The sequence below is a fragment of the Mycobacterium sp. BMJ-28 genome, from assembly GCF_054404835.1.
Window position 1 is genome coordinate 6,453,761 of record NZ_CM136783.1, and the last position, 16,674, is coordinate 6,470,434.

Below are 16,674 nucleotides of genomic sequence, written 5' to 3' on the forward strand. Positions count from 1 at the left end.
CACCGGTCGCCCAGCCCGCGGCCGGTTCTCTGGGGGAAGGATCTGCGCACCCATGGCGCTCGTACCGCTGAATCTCTTTGTCGCACACCAGGGCCGCTCGTCGCGCCAGCACGTGACGTGCCGCAACCGCTGCGGGGACGCGTGCTCCCGACCGGCTCCCAACACCAGTGCCAACGAGTACTTCGGCGATATCGTCGCCGCTATGTCGCGCCGCTCGGTGCTGCGCGCCACCGGCGTCGCGGTGCTGGCCGTCGGTGCCGGATCGGCGCTGGCCGCCTGCGCCACCGACGCACCCCCGGCCGCGCCGGGCTCCACCCCGGCCACACCCGCCGGCCAGCCGCCGGCCGGGATGCGGTTCGACAGTGTGGAACCCAATACCGAGGACGCCGTCGTCATCCCCGACGGGTACCGCCAGCGCGTCGTGATCGGCTGGGGCGACCCGGTGCTGCCCGGCGCACCGGTCTTCGACGTCAACCGGCAGACCGGCGCCGCACAGCGTCAGCAGTTCGGCTTCAACAACGACTTCGCCGCGCTGCTGCCGATCGAAGGCCGGCCCGGGCGCTATCTGCTGGCCACCAATCACGAATATGTGAGCCCCCAGTTCATGTTCCACGGCTACGATGCCGACGCACCGACCCGTGAACAGTTCGACGTCGAGACCGGCGCGGTGGGCCTGTCGGTGGTCGAAGTGGAGCGCAGCCCGCACGGCGGCCTGCACCCGGTCATCGGCCGGTACAACCGCCGCATCACCGCCGACACGCCCTTCACCCTCACCGGTCCTGCCGCGGGTTCACCCGCCGTGCGGACCGCCGCCGATCCGGCCGGGCGCACCGTCGTCGGCACCTTCGCCAACTGCTCCGGCGGGGTGACACCGTGGGGCACGATCCTGTCCGGCGAGGAGAACTTCCACACCTATTTCGGTGCGGCCGAAGGCACGCCGGCGGCCGATCCCGACCGGTACAAGCGCTACGGCGTGCTCACCGAACCGTCGGAACTCAAGTGGGAACGCTTCGATCCGCAGTTCGATCTGGCCAAGACGCCGCTGGAGGTCAACCGGTTCGGCTACGTCATCGAGATCAACCCGTGGGATCCCGCTTCCACGCCGGTGAAGCACTCGGCGCTGGGCCGCTTCAAACACGAGGCAGCCAACGTCCACGTCACCACCGACGGCACGGTGGTGGTGTACACCGGCGACGACGAACGCTTCGACTACATGTACAAGTTCGTCTCCGACAACACGATCCAGCCCGGTAACACACCGGAAGCCATGGCGCACAACATGACGCTGCTGGACGTGGGCACGCTGTACGTCGCCAAGTTGTCCAGCGATATCCCGGCCGGCGAGATCGACGGCAGCGGCAAACTGCCCGCCGAGGGCACCTTCGCCGGTACCGGCCAATGGATTCCGTTGCTGCACTCCGGGCCCGACGGCAAGGCGGAATCCTTGATCGAGGGGTTCTCCGCGCAGGATGTCGCGGTGTTCACCCGGCTGGCTGCGGACAAGGCCGGCGCCACCAAGATGGACCGCCCGGAGGATTTCGAAGCCAACCCCAAGACCGGCAAGGTGTACGTCGCGCTGACCAACAACGACAAGCGCGGCGCCAACGGCAAGGCCAAGCCCGATGCGGCCAACCCGCGCAACGAGAACAAGAACGGTCAGGTCCTGGAGATCACCGACGACCACGGTGGCACCGCGTTCACCTGGGACCTGCTGCTGGTGTGCGGTGACCCGGCGGCCGCCGACACCTACTACGGCGGATTCGACAAGACCAAGGTCAGCCCCATCTCGTGCCCGGACAACGTCGCCTTCGATCCGCACGGCAACCTGTGGATCTCCACCGACGGCAACGCCCTGGATTCCAACGACGGCCTGTTCGCCGTCGCGCTGGACGGGGACCGGCGCGGGGAGACCAAACAGTTCCTCACGGTGCCGGTCGGGGCGGAAACCTGCGGACCGGTGGTGACCGGTGACCTGGTCACCGTGAGCGTGCAGCATCCCGGTGAAGGCGATGACCACAGCCTGGACAACCCGCTGTCGCACTGGCCCGACGGGGGCACCGCCCCGGCGCGGCCCGCGGTCGTCGCGGTCTGGCGAGACGGTGGCGCGATCGGGGTATAGCGCTACGGTTGGTATCTATGACTCGTATCGGTGTTCAGCTGCAGCCCCAGCACTCCCCCAACTACGGTCTGATGCGCGACGCGGTGCGCCGGGCCGAGGACCTCGGCGTCGATATCGCATTCAACTGGGATCATTTCTTCCCGCTGTACGGCGATCCCGACGGGGCGCACTACGAGTGCTGGACCATGCTGGGCGCCTGGGCCGAGCAGACCTCGCGCATCGAGATCGGCGCCCTGGTCAGCTGTAACTCCTACCGCAATCCCGAACTGCTGGCCGATATGGCCCGCACCGTCGACAACATCTCCGACGGCCGGCTGATCCTGGGCATCGGATCGGGCTGGAAGGAGAAGGACTACGACGAGTACGGCTACGACTTCGGCACCGCGGGAAGCAGACTCGACGACCTCGCGGCGGCCATGCCGCGGATCACCGCACGGCTGGGCAAGCTGAACCCACAGCCGGTGCGCGAGATCCCGATCCTGATCGGCGGCCAGGGTGAGCGCAAGACCCTCAAACTCGTCGCCCAGTACGCGCACATCTGGCACGGGTTCACCACCGCCGAGACCTACCCGGAGAAGGCCGCCGTGCTGGACCGGCACTGCGCCGACGTCGGCCGCGATCCCGGCGCCATCGAGCGGTCCGCCGGGGTCGACCGCAGCGGCGACGGTCTGATCGCCAACGCCGAAGCCGTTACCGCGCACGGTGTTTCGTTGTTGACCGTCGGTGTCAACGGGCCGGACTACGACCTGTCCGACGCCGAGGAACTGGTGCGGTGGCGCGACAGCCGCCGGTGACATGCCCAAGCGGTACGGCGTCAACGAACGCGACCAGGTTGTCGGCCACGTCGCGCAGCTGATCCTGACGGGCAAGCTGCGGTCCGGAGATCGGCTGGACCGCAACGAACTTGCCGCCGAGCTCGGGGTGAGCCGGGTCCCGGTGCAGGAAGCGGTGGCCCAACTGGAGCACGACGGTGTCGTCGCGACCCGGTATCACCGCGGCGCGTTCATCGAGCGCTTCGACTCCGCGGTGCTACTCGAGCACTACACCCTCTACGGGGTGCTCAACGGGCTGGTGTCGGCGGGCGCGGCCACCGAGGCGAGCGCCGAGACCGTCGACCGGCTCAAGGAACTCAGTACCGCGATGCGCACCGAGAATTTCCACGACATCGCATGGGAGTACCGGCAACTGCTGGTCGACCGGCATGCCGGTCCGCGCCTGCAGGCGGCCATCGGCTCATCGCAGACGTTCATCCCGCGCGCCTTCTGGGCCGACCACCTGCACGCCGGGCCGGCGCTGCTGGCGCACTACGAGACCGAGACCAACGCCATCGCCGACGGTGACCCGGATGCCGCGCGGGCCGCGTGCCAGACCGGCGCCACCCTGATGGGACGGGTCATGCTGGCCGAGCTGGTACGCCGCGGTGTGCTCACCCCGCCGATGTCGGCGGGCACGTTCTGGAAGCACTCTGAATGAGCCGAAGCGATGGCCGACGGCCGCGCAACCGATAGGTTGCCACGATGACGTCTGTACCCAAGCGCTTCGCCCGGGTGGTGATCGCGGTCCTGGTGGCGCTGTTGACGTGCGCCCTTGGCTTCGCCGCACCCGCGGGCGCCGACCAGTGCGCCCCTCCCGGTGTCGACAGCGCCAGTGCGCTCCCGACCAACCTGGCCGCCGCCGCCAAGGGACCCGGCGCGGACAAATACACCACCGACACCGTCGAACCACTGCCCGACATCGACAAGGCCGCACTGGGCCTCGGCGTTCCCGGGGTGCTGACCGTCGGCACGCTCTCCGATGCGCCGCCCAGCATCTGCATCAACGCGGCCGGCCAGTTCACCGGTTTCGACAACGAACTGCTGCGCGCCGCCGCCGACCGGATCGGGTTGAAGGTCAACTTCGTCGGCACCGATTTCTCCGGCTTGCTGGCCCAGGTCGCCTCGCGGCGTTTCGATGTCGGGTCGTCCTCGATCACCACCACCGATGCCCGGCGCAAGACCGTCGGATTCACCAACGGCTACGACTTCGGCTACTTCTCCCTCGTCGTGCCGACCGGTTCGCCGATCGCCGGCTTCTCGCAGCTGGCCAAGGGGCAGCGCATCGGCGTCGTGCAGGGCACCGTGCAGGAGGCCTACGTCGTCGACACCCTGCACCTGGATCCGGTGAAGTTCCCCGACTACAACACCGTCTACGCCAGCCTCAAGACCCGGCAGATCGACGCCTGGGTGGCGCCCTCGCAACAGGCGGTCGGCACGGTGCAGTCCGGCGATCCGGCCACCATCGTCGAAAACACGTTCAGCCTGGACAATTTCGTCGCGTGGGCGGTCGCCAAGGAGAACAAGCCGCTGATCGACGCCCTCAATGCCGGGCTGGATGCGGTGATCGCCGACGGCACCTGGGCCAAGCTGTATGCCGACTGGGTGCCGCGCGCGCTGCCACCGGGCTGGAAGCCCGGCTCCAAAGCCGCCCCGGTGCCCCAGCTTCCGGACTTCGCGGCCATCGCCGCCCAGCACGCCGGTGCACCCGCGGCCGGCGGCGCGGCACCCAAATCCACCCTGGCCCAACTGGGCTCGGCCTTCCTGGATTGGGATCTGTACCGCCAGGCCATCCCCGATCTGTTCAAGACGGGCCTGCCCAACACCCTGATCCTCACCATCTGCGCCGCGGTGATCGGCGTGCTGCTCGGGCTGACACTGGCCATCGCGGGTATCTCGCGGTCGCGGTGGCTGCGCTGGCCGGCGCGGGTGTACACCGACATCTTCCGCGGCCTGCCCGAAGTGGTGATCATCCTGGTCATCGGGCTGGGCGTCGGTCCCGTCGTGGGCGGACTGACAGGCAACAATCCGTATCCCCTCGGAATCGCCGCGCTGGGTCTGATGTCGGCCGCCTATGTCGGGGAGATCTTCCGGTCCGGTATCCAGAGCGTGGAGGCCGGACAGTTGGAGGCCTCCCGCGCACTCGGATTTTCTTACCGCTCGTCGATGCGGCTGGTGGTGGTGCCCCAGGGGATACGCCGGGTGCTGCCTGCGCTGGTGAACCAGTTCATCTCGCTGCTCAAGGCGTCCTCACTGGTGTACTTCCTCGGGCTGGTGGCCAACCAGCGCGAGCTGTTCCAGGTCGGCCGCGACCTCAATGCGCAGACCGGCAACCTGTCGCCCCTGGTGGCGGCCGGGTTGTTCTACCTGCTGCTGACCATTCCACTGACCCACCTGGTCAACGTGATCGACGACCGGCTGCGCACCGGCCGCCGGCCGGCCCCCGTGCAGGAGGAGATGATCTGATGGCTGATCCAGGGGCGAGCGAAGCGACGGGGAAAGTTGCGGTATCACTGGCTGCCAAGGACATTCATCTGTCGTTCGGATCGAATCCGGTGTTGCGCGGGGTGGATGTGCAGGTGCCCGCGGGCAGCACCGCAGTGGTCATCGGGCCGTCCGGCTCGGGTAAGTCCACGCTGCTGCGCACGCTGAACCGACTGTACGAACCCGACCGGGGCGACATCCTGCTCGACGGACGGTCGGTGCTCAAGGACAACCCCGATGTGCTGCGGCAACGGATCGGCATGGTGTTCCAGCAGTTCAACCTCTTTCCGCACCGCACCGTGCTGGACAATGTGACGTTGGCGCCGCGCAAGCTCAAAGGCCTGTCCGCCGACGCGGCGCGTGAACTGGGGCTGGCGCAGCTGGACCGAGTTGGCTTGCGGCACAAGGCGCAAGACCGTCCCGCCACGCTGTCCGGGGGTCAGCAACAGCGGGTGGCCATCGCCCGGGCGCTGGCCATGTCGCCGCAGGTGATGTTCTTCGACGAGGCCACCTCCGCGCTGGATCCCGAACTGGTCAAGGGCATCCTGGAGTTGATCGCCGAACTCGGCGACGGCGGCATGACCATGGTGGTGGTGACCCACGAGATGGGCTTCGCCCGGTCCACCGCCGACGCGGTGGTGTTCATGGACCACGGCGCGGTGGTCGAATCGGGTCCGCCGGAGCGGATCTTCGAGGCGGCCGAAACCGACCGGCTGCGCCGCTTCCTGTCGCAGGTGCTCTGAATTCGGTGTCGGTGGGCGAACTTGACCACGAAACCGACCTGGCAGGAACAGACAGGTTAGACTAGCGAATTATGGTCGAGACCGAACCGCAGGTCGCTGAGCTGGCCGGGGAGCTCCAGCGGGTGCTCTCCAAGCTGTTCTCCGTGCTGCGTCGCGGCGATACCAACAAGGGTCAGGCCGGCGACCTCACGCTGGCCCAGCTCTCGATCCTGTTGACCCTGCTGGACTGTGGGCCGATCCGGATGACCGAGCTGGCCGCCCACGAGCGGGTTCGCACCCCCACCACCACCGTGGCCATCCGCCGGCTGGAGAAGTTGGGCCTGGTCAAGCGGTCGCGCGACCCCTCGGACCTGCGTGCCGTGCTGGTCGAGGTGACCCCGCGCGGGCTGATTCAGCATCGGGAGGCGCTGGAGACCCGGCGGGCCTTCCTCGGCGAATTGGTGGGCAAGCTCACCGACGAGGATCAGCGCACCCTGTTGGCCGCGCTCGGCTCACTGGACCGGCTGGCCGATCAGGCCCAGCCGATCGAGAAGGCCAGTAACTAGCTCAACCCAGCCAGTCCAGCACGGCGGCCGCCGTCCAGGACTGCTGCATGCTGCCCAGCGGTTCGCCGGTGAACGGTTCGTAGTACTCGGCGAAGGTACCGTCGCTGGCCTGGCGCAATCCTTCCCGGCGCAGCACCAGGGCCCGCTCGGACCAGCCGCGGCGCGCGAAACACCACGAGAACAACCACGTCATCACCGGCCATACCGGGCCGCGCCAGTATTCGCGCGACCGGAAGTCCCGCGACACCGGTGAGGTGGACGGGATCAGCGAGTACTTCAGATCCGGATGGCCGCAGAACCGCGGGCCCTCCAGCAGCTTGAGCAGCGCGCGCTCCTTGTCGTGCGGCAGGCCCCCGCACAGCAGCGGGGCGAACTGCGCGACCGTCTCGGTGGCCACCCACTTTTCCGATCGGACATCGAAATCCCTTGCCGCCCCGGTCCGTTCGTCGGCGGTCTCGATCACGCCGGCGCGGAACCGGTCCGCCCACGCGTAGAGGTCGCGGACGTCGGCGTGCGGTCGCTTGTAGTCCTCGCCGATCTCGGCCAACACGGTGCACGCCACCGAGAACACCGCCGAGACGAACACATCCTCGACGGCGAAACTCATGACCTTCGGCAGCAGGTCGTCGTCGTAGCGAGCCGACTTCATCTCCTCCAGCAGCCACAGGTAGCGGTCATATTCCAGATCCGACGGTCGCTGGCTGGCATCGGTGTTGATCTTGTTGTCCTCGCGCTGGTACTCGGGCACGTTGCCCGGAACCACGTTCGCGTAAGCACTGTCCCAGCGCGGCGAGTTGTCCATCCCGGATTCCCAGCCGTGATAGAGCGTGATCCGGCCGTGCCCCTGCTGATCCCGGCTCTCGGCCAGCCAGCGATGCCAGCGCACCAGATCGGCCCAGCGCCGGTCCAGGAACGCCTCGGCGACCGCCCGGGTGGACCGGCCTCTGGTCTTGGCCCGGTCCAGGATGCGCTGCACCGCGATGGCGTGCACCGGCGGCTGGGTGATCCCGGACGTATGCCGGGTGCGGGGGGCGTTGGCCGCCAGCGCCGAGGTGGCCCAGCGGGCCGGCCCGGGAAAGTAGCCGTCCACCCCGTTGGCGAACACGATGTGCGGGATCATCCCGTTGGACCACTGCGCGGACAGCAGCGTGTCCAGCTCGACCACCGCCCGCTCCACACTCAGCGGCGCCAGGCCGATCGAGACGAAGGCGGCGTCCCAGCTCCACATGTGCGGGTACAGCAGAGGCGCCGCGGTGGTCATGGTGCCCAGGTCGTTACCGCGCAACAGATAGGCCGCGCGGGCGGCAAGTTGCGTGGCGGCGAAGCTCGGATCGGGTGGCATCGCATCCATCATGCGACGCCGGACCGCAAAGTGCAGATCGGTACGCTCAAAACCGTGCCGACCGCTTTGATCACGGGCGCCGCCGGCGGTATCGGTTCCGCCATCGCCGCCGCCCTCGCCCCGACCCACACCCTGCTGCTGGCCGGCCGGCCGTCGGACCGCCTGGACGCGCTCGCCGAGCGACTCGGCGCCCCGACCTGGCCGCTGGAGCTCACCGATCAGGAGTCGATCGAGGCCGCCACCGAGGTGCTCGCCGAGCTCGACGTGCTGGTGCACAACGCCGGCGTGCTGTATCCGGGCCGGGTCGCGGAGTCCACCCCCGAGCAGTGGCGGGCCAGCTTCGAGGTCAACGTCACCGGTGCGGTGGCATTGACGCTGGCGCTGCTGCCCCAGTTGCGTGCCGCCCGCGGGCACGTCGTCTTCATCAACTCGGGTGCCGGCCGCACGGTGTCGGCCGGGATGGCGTCCTATTCGGCCAGCAAGTTCGCGCTGCGCGCCTTCGCCGACTCATTGCGCGCCGACGAGCCCGACCTGCGGGTCACCTCGGTCTTCCCGGGCCGCACCGACTCCGAGATGCAGCGCGACCTGGCGGCCTACGAAGAGAAGGCCTACGACTCAGCCCACTTCCTGCGTCCGGAGACCGTCGCCGCATTCGTCGCCCACGCCGTGGCCACCCCGCCGGACGGCCACGTGCACGAGATCGTGGTCCGCCCCCGGTGATTTCAGGCCGCCGGCACCATTCCGTGTGGATCGAGCACGAACTTCTGCGCCACCCCTGAGTCGAATGCGGCGTAACCGTCCGGTGCGTCCTCGAGGCCGATGACCGTCGCGTTCACCGCGTCGGCGATATGCGCCTTGTCGTGCAGGATGCTCATCATCAATCCGCGGTTGTACTTGAGCACCGGGCACTGGCCGGTGTAGAAGCTGTGGCTCTTCGCCCAGCCCAGGCCGAGCCGCACCTTGAGCGTGCCGTGCTTGGCGTCGTCATCCGCGGCGCCGGGATCACCGGTGACATACAGCCCGGGGATGCCCAGGGAACCGCCCGCCCTGGTGGCGTTCATGATGGAGTTCAGCACCGCGGCGGGTTGCTCGCCCGCCCCGTGCCCGTGCCCGCTGGCTTCGAAGCCCACCGCGTCGACGGCGCAGTCGACTTCGTTGGTGTGCAGGATGTTTGCGATCTGGTCTTCCAATGTGGCGTCGGCGCCGATGTCGACGGTCTCGCAGCCGAACGATTCCGCCTGCTTGAGCCGGTCGGCATTCAGGTCACCGACGATCACCACCGCCGCGCCCAGCAGATGCGCCGAGTACGCGGCCGCCAGACCGACCGGTCCCGCCCCTGCGACGTACACGGTGGACCCGGTGGTGACGCCGGCGGTCTTCGCGCCGTGGTAGCCGGTCGGGAAGATGTCCGACAGCATGGTCAGGTCACGGATCTTGGCCAGCGCCGCGTCCCGGTCGGGGAACTTGAGCAGGTTGAAGTCGGCGAACGGCACCATCACGTAATCGGCCTGCCCACCGAGCCAGCCGCCCATGTCGACGTAGCCATATGCCGAACCCGCTCGGGCAGGGTTGACGTTGAGGCAGATGCCGGTCTGTCCCTCCCGACAGTTCCGGCATCGTCCACAAGCGATGTTGAACGGTACCGTGCAGATATCGCCCACTTCGAGAAACTGTACGTCGGAACCTTTTTCGACGATCTCGCCGGTGATCTCGTGACCCAGGGTCTGGCCGACCGGCGCGGTGGTGCGGCCGCGGACCATGTGCTGATCCGAGCCGCAGATGTTGGTGGACACGCATTTGAGGATGACGCCGTGATCGGCTTTGCGGCTCATCCCCATCGCGGCGGCGACCTCGGCGGGAACCTCGAGTTTCGGATACGGCACCGACTCGACGGCGACCTTGCCCGGGCCCTTGTAGACGACGATCCGGTTATCACTCATGGCGCGCTCCAACCGGGCCGCGGGAACCGTATGTCGTTCTCTCAGACGGTATTTCCGTCACTGCCGGGCGGCCCTGCGCCCCAGTATCCGCGCCGGGACATGCAGATACCCGAATGTGGACAGAACCTAGCTCAACGGTCAGGTTCGCTCAGACGACGAGGTTGACCAGCTTGCCGGGCACCACGATGACCTTCTTCGGGGTGGCCCCGTCCAGGAACGCCAGCACCTTCTCGTCGGCCAGCGCCGCCGCCTCGAGGGCGGCCTTGTCCGCGTCGGCCGCGACGGTGATCTTGCCGCGCACCTTGCCGTTGACCTGAACCGGGAACTCGACGGTGTCGTCGACGAGGTAACGCTCGTCGGCGACCGGGAACGGCCCGTGCGCCAGCGGGGTGTCGTGACCCAGCCGGCGCCACAGCTCCTCCGCCAGGTGTGGTGCCAGCGGGGCGACCATCAGTACCAACGGCTCGACCGCGGCACGGGCCGTCACCCCTTCCTTGGTGAGATGGTTGGTGTACTCGATGAGCTTGGCCGCTGCGGTGTTGTTGCGCAGGGCCGCATAGTCTTCGGCGACCCCGGCGATGGTCTTGTGCAGTGCCCGCAGGGTGTCATCGGAGAGCGCCTCGTGGTCGGCCACCCGCTCGGCGCCGGTGGTCTCGTCGATGACCGCGCGCCATACCCGCTGCAGGAATCGGTGCGCGCCGACCACGTCCTTGGTGGCCCACGGCCGGGAGGCCTCCAGCGGACCCATCGACATCTCGTAGACGCGCAGGGTGTCCGCGCCGTACGCATCGCAGATCTCGTCGGGCGAGACCGAGTTCTTCAGGCTCTTGCCGATCTTGCCGAATTCCTGATTGACCTCGATCTCACCGTCGGGACCGGGATAGAAGAATTTCCCTTCGCGCTCAACGACATCGGCGGCGGGCACATAGCTGCCCCGGGCGTCGGTGTAGGCGAATGCCTGGATGTAACCCTGGTTGACCAGCCGGCGGTACGGCTCGCTGGAGCTGACATGACCCAGGTCGAAGAGCACCTTGTGCCAGAACCGGCAGTACAGCAGGTGCAGCACCGCGTGCTCGACACCGCCGACGTACAGATCCACGCCGCCCGGATCCCCTGGGCCGTGGATCTCCGGCCGCGGACCCATCCAATAGGCTTCGTTCTCCCTGGCGCACAGCTCATCCGGATTCTGCGGGTCGGTGTAGCGCAGCTCGTACCAGGAGCTGCCCGCCCATTGCGGCATCACGTTGGTGTCGCGGGTGTAGGACTTCAGGCCGTCCCCGAGGTCCAACTCGACGTGCACCCAGTCGGTGGCCTTGCCCAGCGGCGGGGACGGCTCACTGTCGGCGTCGTCCGGGTCGAACGACACCGGCGCGTAGTCGGGGATATCCGGAAGTTCCACCGGCAGAGCCGATTCCGGTAGCGGATGGGCGCGCCCGTCGGCGTCGTACACGATGGGGAATGGCTCACCCCAGTAGCGCTGCCGGGCGAACAGCCAGTCGCGCAACTTGAACTCCACCCGCGCCCGGCCGCGGCCGTCGGCCTCCAACCGGGAAACCACCACGTCCTTGGCGTCGGCGACACGCAGGCCGTTGAGGTAGTCGCTGTTGACCAGTTCACCGTCGCCGGTATAAGCCGCTTCGCTGACATCGCCGCCCGAGATGACCTCGATGACGGGCAGGCCGAACGCGGTGGCGAACTCCCAGTCCCGCTGGTCGCCGCCGGGCACCGCCATGATGGCACCGGTACCGTAACCGGCCAGCACGTAGTCGGCGATGAACACCGGAACCTGTTGGCCGTTCACCGGATTGGTGGCGTACACGCCGAGGAACACACCGGTTTTGGTCTTGTTCTCCTGGCGTTCCAGATCCGACTTCGCCGCGATGGCGGCCCGGTACGCCGCGACGGCGGCGGCCGGCGTGGCCGCACCGTAGGTCCAGCGCGCATCGGTGCCCGCGGGCCATTGCGCGGCCACCAGGGCGTCGACCCGATCGTGTTCGGGGGCCAACACCAGATAGGTGGCGCCGAACAGGGTGTCGGGCCGGGTGGTGAACACCTCGACATCGCCTGCGTCGGTGCCGAACAACACGCTGGCACCGGTGGAGCGGCCGATCCAGTTGCGCTGCATGGCCTTGACCTTGTCCGGCCAGTCCAGCGTGTCCAGATCGTCGAGCAACCGGTCGGAGTAGGCGGTGATGCGCATCATCCACTGCCGCAAGCGCTTCCGGAAGACCGGAAAATTCCCGCGGTCGCTGCGGCCGTCGGAGGTGACCTCTTCGTTGGCCAGCACCGTGCCCAGACCGGGGCACCAGTTGACCATCGAGTCGGCGCGATAGACCAGGCGGTGGCCGTCCACCACGTCCGCCCGCTCGGCGGCCGACAGCGCCGCCCAGTCCCGACCGTCCGGCACCGCCCGCGTCCCCGACTCGAACTCGGCGATCAGCTCGGCGATCGGGCGGGCCCGGTTGACCTCGGGGTCGAACCAGGCGTTGTGAATCTGCAGGAAGATCCACTGGGTCCACTTGTAGAAGTCGACGTCGGTGGTGGAAAAGCTGCGCCGGGTGTCGTGGCCCAGGCCCAGCCGGCCCAGCTGCCGCCGGAAGTTGACGATATTGGCCTCGGTGCGGATACGCGGGTGCGTCCCGGTCTGCACGGCGTACTGCTCGGCGGGCAGTCCGAAGGCGTCGAAGCCCAGCGCATGCAGCACGTTGCGGCCGGTCATCCGGAAATACCGCGCGTAGACATCGGTGGCGATGTAGCCGAGCGGATGCCCGACGTGCAGGCCCTCACCGGACGGGTACGGGAACATGTCCTGGACGAACATCTTGTCCGCCGGCACCGGCCCGCCATCGGCGGGCGCGAGCGAGCCGACCGGATTCGGCACGTTGAACGTGCCGCGTTGCGCCCACGTCTGCTGCCAGTCGGCCTCTATCGCACCGGCCAGTTGCGCGTTGTAGCGGTGGCTCGGGGCATCAACATCGGAGGCGGCATCGGTGTCGGCCGGCGGGTTTGTCACGCCAAACAGGGTATAAGCGCCGCCAAGGCGGCCTTCGGCCACGGGTTGGTAAAGGTTCCATTGCAGTGCGGTCAGCGCACGGTTGCAGCTCGATTCCGGCCCTGGTGAGCGGGCCATGGCCGCGGATACAGTCGGCCCCTGACTTGGCGAACGATCTGGAAAGGACCGACGTCAGATGAGGAAAATGGGCGACGGCGGGACCGTCAATCAGAACACCAGCCGCCGCTGGCGAATTCTGATCGCGGGGACCGCGGCCGGCGTTGCCGGCGTGGTGGGTCTGGCGGGCAATACCGCCGGGGCCGAACCTCTCGCTCCGCAGCCGGTGCTGCCGGCGCCGGCGACCGTCACCCAGACGGTGACCGTCACCCCGAACGCCAACCCGCTGGTGCCCGCGCAGGCCGCGAGCGTGCCGGCCGGCGCCCCCGCCGCCGTGCCGCCCGTCGCCGGGCTGGCCGCCCCGACCGTCCCGGGCACCGCGGCCGTTCCCGGCGCCCCGGTGGCTCCGGCGGCCACCTCGACCATGGCCCAGCCGGTCACCATCCCGCTGAACCCGGACAATTCGGGCACCATCCGGGATTACCTGACGTCCAAGGGCGTCACCATGCAGCCGCAGTCGGCCCGCGATTTCAAAGCCCTGCACATCGTGCTGCCGATGCCCAACGGCTGGTCGCAGGTCCCCGACCCCAACGTGCCCGACGCCTTCGCGGTGATCGCCGACCGCACCGGCGGTGACGGCCTCTACACCTCCAACGCGCAGGTCCTGGTCTACAAGCTGGTCGGTGACTTCGATCCGCGCGAGGCCATCCGGCACGGTTTCGTCGACAGCCAGCAGCTGGCCGCCTGGCGACCCACCGACGGCCGCATCTCGGTCATCAACGACGTGCCCATCTCCTGGATCGAGGGCACCTACCGCGAGAACAACATGACGCTCAACACGTCCCGGCACAATCTCTTCGCGACGGCCGGCCCGGACCGCTATCTAGTGTCGCTGGCGGTGACGACGGGGGCCAGCGTCGCGGTCGCATCCGGCGAGGCCACCGACGCGATCATCAACGGATTCAAGGTGCTGCCGCCCGGCGCCGTGCCTGCGCCGGCACCCGCCGCACCGGTGGCCGCACCGGGCGCGGTCCCGGCACCTGCCGCTCCGGCGGCCCCGGCACCGGTGGTTCCGGTCGCTCCGGTCGCTCCGGCCGCCGCCGTCGCACCGCTGGCGCTGGGCCTCCCCCGCTGACCCGCAGCGACCGCCTCGTATCCTGGAGCGCATGCAACTTGCCGCCGTGTTGTGTCTGTGCGCCGCGGTGGCCACCGCCGCCGTTGCCGGCTGGACGCTGAGCAGGCCGCATTCCGGGGATCCGGTCCGTCAGGTGCTGCGCGCCGTCGCACCCACCCAGTTCGCGGCTGCCGCCATGCTCGCCACCGGCGCCGTGGTGGCGCTGGCCAAGCCCGGCGGGATGGCGTTCCTGGTGCTGACGGTGTGCGTGCTCGGTGCGGTCGGCACCGTCGCGGCCGGCTGCTGGCAGAACGCCAAGCTGGTGGCGCGGGCCGAAGCCGGCGCGGAACTCGCCCGGGCACGCTCGGGTGCCGACAGCTCTGCCGGCTGCGCCGGTTCGTGCGCGTCCTGCACGCTGTCCTGCAGCTGACCGGCGGTCAGTTCCGGCTGACGTCGATGGGGTGCGTCGCGAGCATGGACAGCGGCAGCGGCTGGCGGCGGAGTACCCGGCCCCACAGATCACCGCGCGGCTCGGCGTGCAGGTCCGACGGCAGCGCCGACAACACGATCCAGTCGTCGCGTTCGATCTCGCTCTCGAGCTGACCGATGGTCCAGCCGGAGTAGCCGGCGAAGATCCGGACCCCCTCGACCACCGGGGCGATCGCATCGGGGTCGGAGTCCAGGTCCACCATCACCACCCGGCCCTGCACGTGCCGCAGCCCCGGCACATCGGTGGCGCTCATCCCGGCCCGCAGGGTGGCCAGGCACAACGCGGAGTCCCGCTTCACCGGGCCACCGATGAACATCGTCTTCGGTTTCACCGTGATCTTGGCCCACTGCGGCAGCACGTTGTAGACGGCCGTCTCGCTGGGCCGGTTCAGCACCACCCCGAGCGTTCCGCCCTCGTTGTGTTCCACGATGTAGATGACACTGCGCCGGAAGGTCGGCTCGAGCAGATCCGTCTCGGCCAGCAGCAGGGTTCCGGCCCGCACACGAGGTGCCGTCGGAGCCGCGTAATCCTCCGGATCCTCTGGGTGCGCCACCCATCCATCATGGCACCAGCGACCGCGGCCCGCGATGATCAAGCACGGCCCGCCGGGATATTTGTAGGGTGGATTCCGGGTGCGGTTGGCACGATCCCGGCCCGGACAGGATCTGACACCACATGACCGACACCCGCCCACCCGACACCGGCTGGCAGGCGGTCCGCGGCATGCCCGAGTTCCGCCGGCTGCTGGAGCTGCGGATGGCCAGCCAGTTCGGTGACGGACTGTTCCAGGCGGGCCTGGCGGGGGCCATCCTGTTCAATCCGGAACGCTCGGCCTCGCCGTGGGAGATCGCGCTGTCGTTCGCCGTGTTGTTCCTGCCGTACTCCGTGCTCGGTCCGTTCGCCGGCCCACTGCTGGACCGCTGGGACAGGCGCTGGGTGCTGGTGGGCGCCAACGCCGGCCGGCTGACGCTGGTGCTCGCGGTCGCCACCGCGCTGGCCGTCGACGCGGGCAACCTGGTGCTGCTGCTCGGTGCGCTGATCGTGAACGGATTCACCCGGTTCGTGTCGTCCGGGTTGTCGGCGGCACTACCCCATGTGGTGCCGCGCGACAAGGTCGTCGCGATGAACTCGGTGGCCACCGCGACCGGATCGGCGGCCACCTTCCTCGGCGCGAACTTCATGCTGCTGCCGCGCTGGCTGCTGGGCGCCGACGACGCCGGTGCCTCGGCGGTGATCTTCCTGGCCGCGGTGCCGATCGCGCTGGCCCTGCTGCTGTCGGTGCGCTTCCCCTCCCATGTGCTGGGTCCCGACGACACCGCCCGAGCCGTGCACGGGTCGGTGGCCTACGCCGTGTTCACCGGATGGGTGCACGGCGTGCGGACGGTGGCCTCGGTGCCCGCCGTCGCCGCCACCTTGACCGGCCTGGCCGCCCACCGGATGGCCTTCGGGGTCAACACGCTGCTGGTGTTGGTGATCGTCCGGCACATCGGTGACGGCGAAGTGGCGGGCGTCGGCTTGGGTAAGACCGTGCTGTTCCTGGCCGCGGGCGGCCTGGGCGCCTTTCTGGCGACCGTGCTGACGCCCGCGGTGGTCGGCAAGTGGGGCCGGTATCGCGCCGCCAACGGCGCCCTGGCGCTGGCCGCCGTCGTACAGCTGTGTGCGGTGACGCTCGCACTGCCGGTGATGATCGTCTGCGGTTTCATCCTGGGCGCCGCCGGCCAGGTGGTGAAGCTGTGCGCCGACAGCGCCATGCAGATCGACGTCGACGACGCCCTGCGCGGACATGTCTTCAGCGTCCAGGATTCGCTGTTCTGGATGTCCTTCGTGCTGGCGGTGGCCGCGGCGGCGACGGTGATCCCCACCGACGGCAGATCGGCCGCGCTGGTCTGCGCCGGCGCGGTGGTCTACCTCGGCGGGCTGGCGCTGCACGCGTTCCTGGGTAGGCGAGGCGGTCCGGCCGAAGACCGCGGTTAAGG

General features: G+C 68.8%; 14 protein-coding genes. 10 read left to right on the plus strand and 4 right to left on the minus strand.

Annotated elements, in window-relative coordinates:
• Window positions 1-52 precede the first annotated feature (52 nt).
• The 6 genes from ACXPWS_RS31690 to ACXPWS_RS31715 all read left to right on the plus strand — a co-directional run bounded on the left by ACXPWS_RS31690 (window position 53) and on the right by ACXPWS_RS31715 (window position 6,703).
• Window positions 53-2,119: a PhoX family protein gene (locus tag ACXPWS_RS31690; protein ID WP_458710443.1), complete on the plus strand. Its 2,067-nt coding sequence runs from the start codon at window positions 53-55 to the stop codon at window positions 2,117-2,119.
• A gap of 17 nt (window positions 2,120-2,136) precedes the next feature.
• Entirely contained in the window at window positions 2,137-2,913 is a 777-nt protein-coding gene (locus tag ACXPWS_RS31695; RefSeq protein ID WP_458710444.1) for an LLM class F420-dependent oxidoreductase, read from the plus strand.
• 1 nt (window position 2,914) lies between these two features.
• Window positions 2,915-3,592: a GntR family transcriptional regulator gene (locus tag ACXPWS_RS31700; RefSeq protein WP_458710445.1), complete on the plus strand. Its 678-nt coding sequence runs from the start codon at window positions 2,915-2,917 to the stop codon at window positions 3,590-3,592.
• A 44-nt stretch (window positions 3,593-3,636) separates the two neighbouring features.
• Window positions 3,637-5,397, plus strand: a complete 1,761-nt coding sequence (locus ACXPWS_RS31705) for an ABC transporter substrate-binding protein/permease (protein ID WP_458710446.1) — start codon at window positions 3,637-3,639, stop codon at window positions 5,395-5,397.
• The gene (locus ACXPWS_RS31710; RefSeq protein ID WP_458710447.1) at window positions 5,397-6,158 is read left to right on the plus strand and encodes an amino acid ABC transporter ATP-binding protein; all 762 of its coding nucleotides are present in this window, start codon (window positions 5,397-5,399) and stop codon (window positions 6,156-6,158) included. The genes ACXPWS_RS31705 and ACXPWS_RS31710 overlap by 1 nt, the downstream gene beginning before the upstream one ends.
• 71 nt (window positions 6,159-6,229) lie before the next feature.
• Window positions 6,230-6,703, plus strand: a complete 474-nt coding sequence (locus ACXPWS_RS31715) for a MarR family winged helix-turn-helix transcriptional regulator (protein WP_458710448.1) — start codon at window positions 6,230-6,232, stop codon at window positions 6,701-6,703.
• Window position 6,704: 1 nt separating this feature from the next.
• Here the strand turns inward: ACXPWS_RS31715 and ggh are convergent, their stop codons facing one another.
• Window positions 6,705-8,045: a glucosylglycerate hydrolase gene (gene ggh / locus ACXPWS_RS31720; RefSeq protein WP_458710449.1), complete on the minus strand. Its 1,341-nt coding sequence runs from the start codon at window positions 8,043-8,045 to the stop codon at window positions 6,705-6,707.
• Between the two features lie 54 nt (window positions 8,046-8,099).
• On the opposite strand from ggh, the gene ACXPWS_RS31725 reads away from it, so the two are divergent.
• Window positions 8,100-8,765, plus strand: a complete 666-nt coding sequence (locus ACXPWS_RS31725; protein WP_458710450.1) for an SDR family oxidoreductase — start codon at window positions 8,100-8,102, stop codon at window positions 8,763-8,765.
• Between the two features lie 2 nt (window positions 8,766-8,767).
• Here ACXPWS_RS31725 and fdhA read toward each other — a convergent pair whose 3' ends face one another.
• Together fdhA and leuS are read right to left on the minus strand one after the other, a co-directional pair.
• On the minus strand, window positions 8,768-9,985 hold the full coding sequence (fdhA, locus tag ACXPWS_RS31730; protein WP_458710451.1) for a formaldehyde dehydrogenase, glutathione-independent: 1,218 nt from the start codon (window positions 9,983-9,985) through the stop codon (window positions 8,768-8,770).
• Between the two features lie 148 nt (window positions 9,986-10,133).
• Window positions 10,134-12,998, minus strand: coding sequence for a leucine--tRNA ligase (gene leuS, locus ACXPWS_RS31735; RefSeq protein WP_458710452.1), 2,865 nt, complete (start codon window positions 12,996-12,998; stop codon window positions 10,134-10,136).
• Window positions 12,999-13,173: 175 nt separating this feature from the next.
• Here leuS and ACXPWS_RS31740 point away from each other — a divergent pair, with 175 nt between their 5' ends.
• Both ACXPWS_RS31740 and ACXPWS_RS31745 read left to right on the plus strand, forming a co-directional pair.
• Window positions 13,174-14,229 carry an LpqN/LpqT family lipoprotein gene (locus tag ACXPWS_RS31740; protein ID WP_458710453.1) on the plus strand — a complete coding sequence of 352 codons (1,056 nt, stop codon included), beginning with the start codon at window positions 13,174-13,176 and terminating at the stop codon, window positions 14,227-14,229.
• A gap of 31 nt (window positions 14,230-14,260) precedes the next feature.
• Entirely contained in the window at window positions 14,261-14,638 is a 378-nt protein-coding gene (locus ACXPWS_RS31745) for a hypothetical protein (RefSeq protein WP_458710454.1), read from the plus strand.
• A 7-nt stretch (window positions 14,639-14,645) separates the two neighbouring features.
• On the opposite strand, the gene ACXPWS_RS31750 is transcribed toward ACXPWS_RS31745, so the two are convergent.
• Entirely contained in the window at window positions 14,646-15,251 is a 606-nt protein-coding gene (locus tag ACXPWS_RS31750; RefSeq protein ID WP_458710455.1) for a YqgE/AlgH family protein, read from the minus strand.
• A gap of 122 nt (window positions 15,252-15,373) precedes the next feature.
• On the opposite strand from ACXPWS_RS31750, the gene ACXPWS_RS31755 reads away from it, so the two are divergent.
• Complete coding sequence (locus tag ACXPWS_RS31755; RefSeq protein ID WP_458710456.1) at window positions 15,374-16,672, plus strand: MFS transporter; 1,299 nt, start codon at window positions 15,374-15,376, stop codon at window positions 16,670-16,672.
• Window positions 16,673-16,674: the final 2 nt, after the last annotated feature.

Excerpts from the sequence above, each read along its gene's own strand:
- ACXPWS_RS31690 (WP_458710443.1), top strand. The coding sequence starts at position 53 with ATGGCGCTCGTACCGCTGAATCTCTTTGTCGCACACCAGGGCCGCTCG.
- ACXPWS_RS31695 (WP_458710444.1), top strand. The coding sequence starts at position 2,137 with ATGACTCGTATCGGTGTTCAGCTGCAGCCCCAGCACTCCCCCAACTAC.
- ACXPWS_RS31700 (WP_458710445.1), top strand. The coding sequence starts at position 2,915 with ATGCCCAAGCGGTACGGCGTCAACGAACGCGACCAGGTTGTCGGCCAC.
- ACXPWS_RS31705 (WP_458710446.1), top strand. The coding sequence starts at position 3,637 with ATGACGTCTGTACCCAAGCGCTTCGCCCGGGTGGTGATCGCGGTCCTG.
- ACXPWS_RS31710 (WP_458710447.1), top strand. The coding sequence starts at position 5,397 with ATGGCTGATCCAGGGGCGAGCGAAGCGACGGGGAAAGTTGCGGTATCA.
- ACXPWS_RS31715 (WP_458710448.1), top strand. The coding sequence starts at position 6,230 with ATGGTCGAGACCGAACCGCAGGTCGCTGAGCTGGCCGGGGAGCTCCAG.
- ggh (WP_458710449.1), bottom strand. The coding sequence starts at position 8,045 with ATGCCACCCGATCCGAGCTTCGCCGCCACGCAACTTGCCGCCCGCGCG.
- fdhA (WP_458710451.1), bottom strand. The coding sequence starts at position 9,985 with ATGAGTGATAACCGGATCGTCGTCTACAAGGGCCCGGGCAAGGTCGCC.
- ACXPWS_RS31740 (WP_458710453.1), top strand. The coding sequence starts at position 13,174 with ATGAGGAAAATGGGCGACGGCGGGACCGTCAATCAGAACACCAGCCGC.
- ACXPWS_RS31745 (WP_458710454.1), top strand. The coding sequence starts at position 14,261 with ATGCAACTTGCCGCCGTGTTGTGTCTGTGCGCCGCGGTGGCCACCGCC.
- ACXPWS_RS31755 (WP_458710456.1), top strand. The coding sequence starts at position 15,374 with ATGACCGACACCCGCCCACCCGACACCGGCTGGCAGGCGGTCCGCGGC.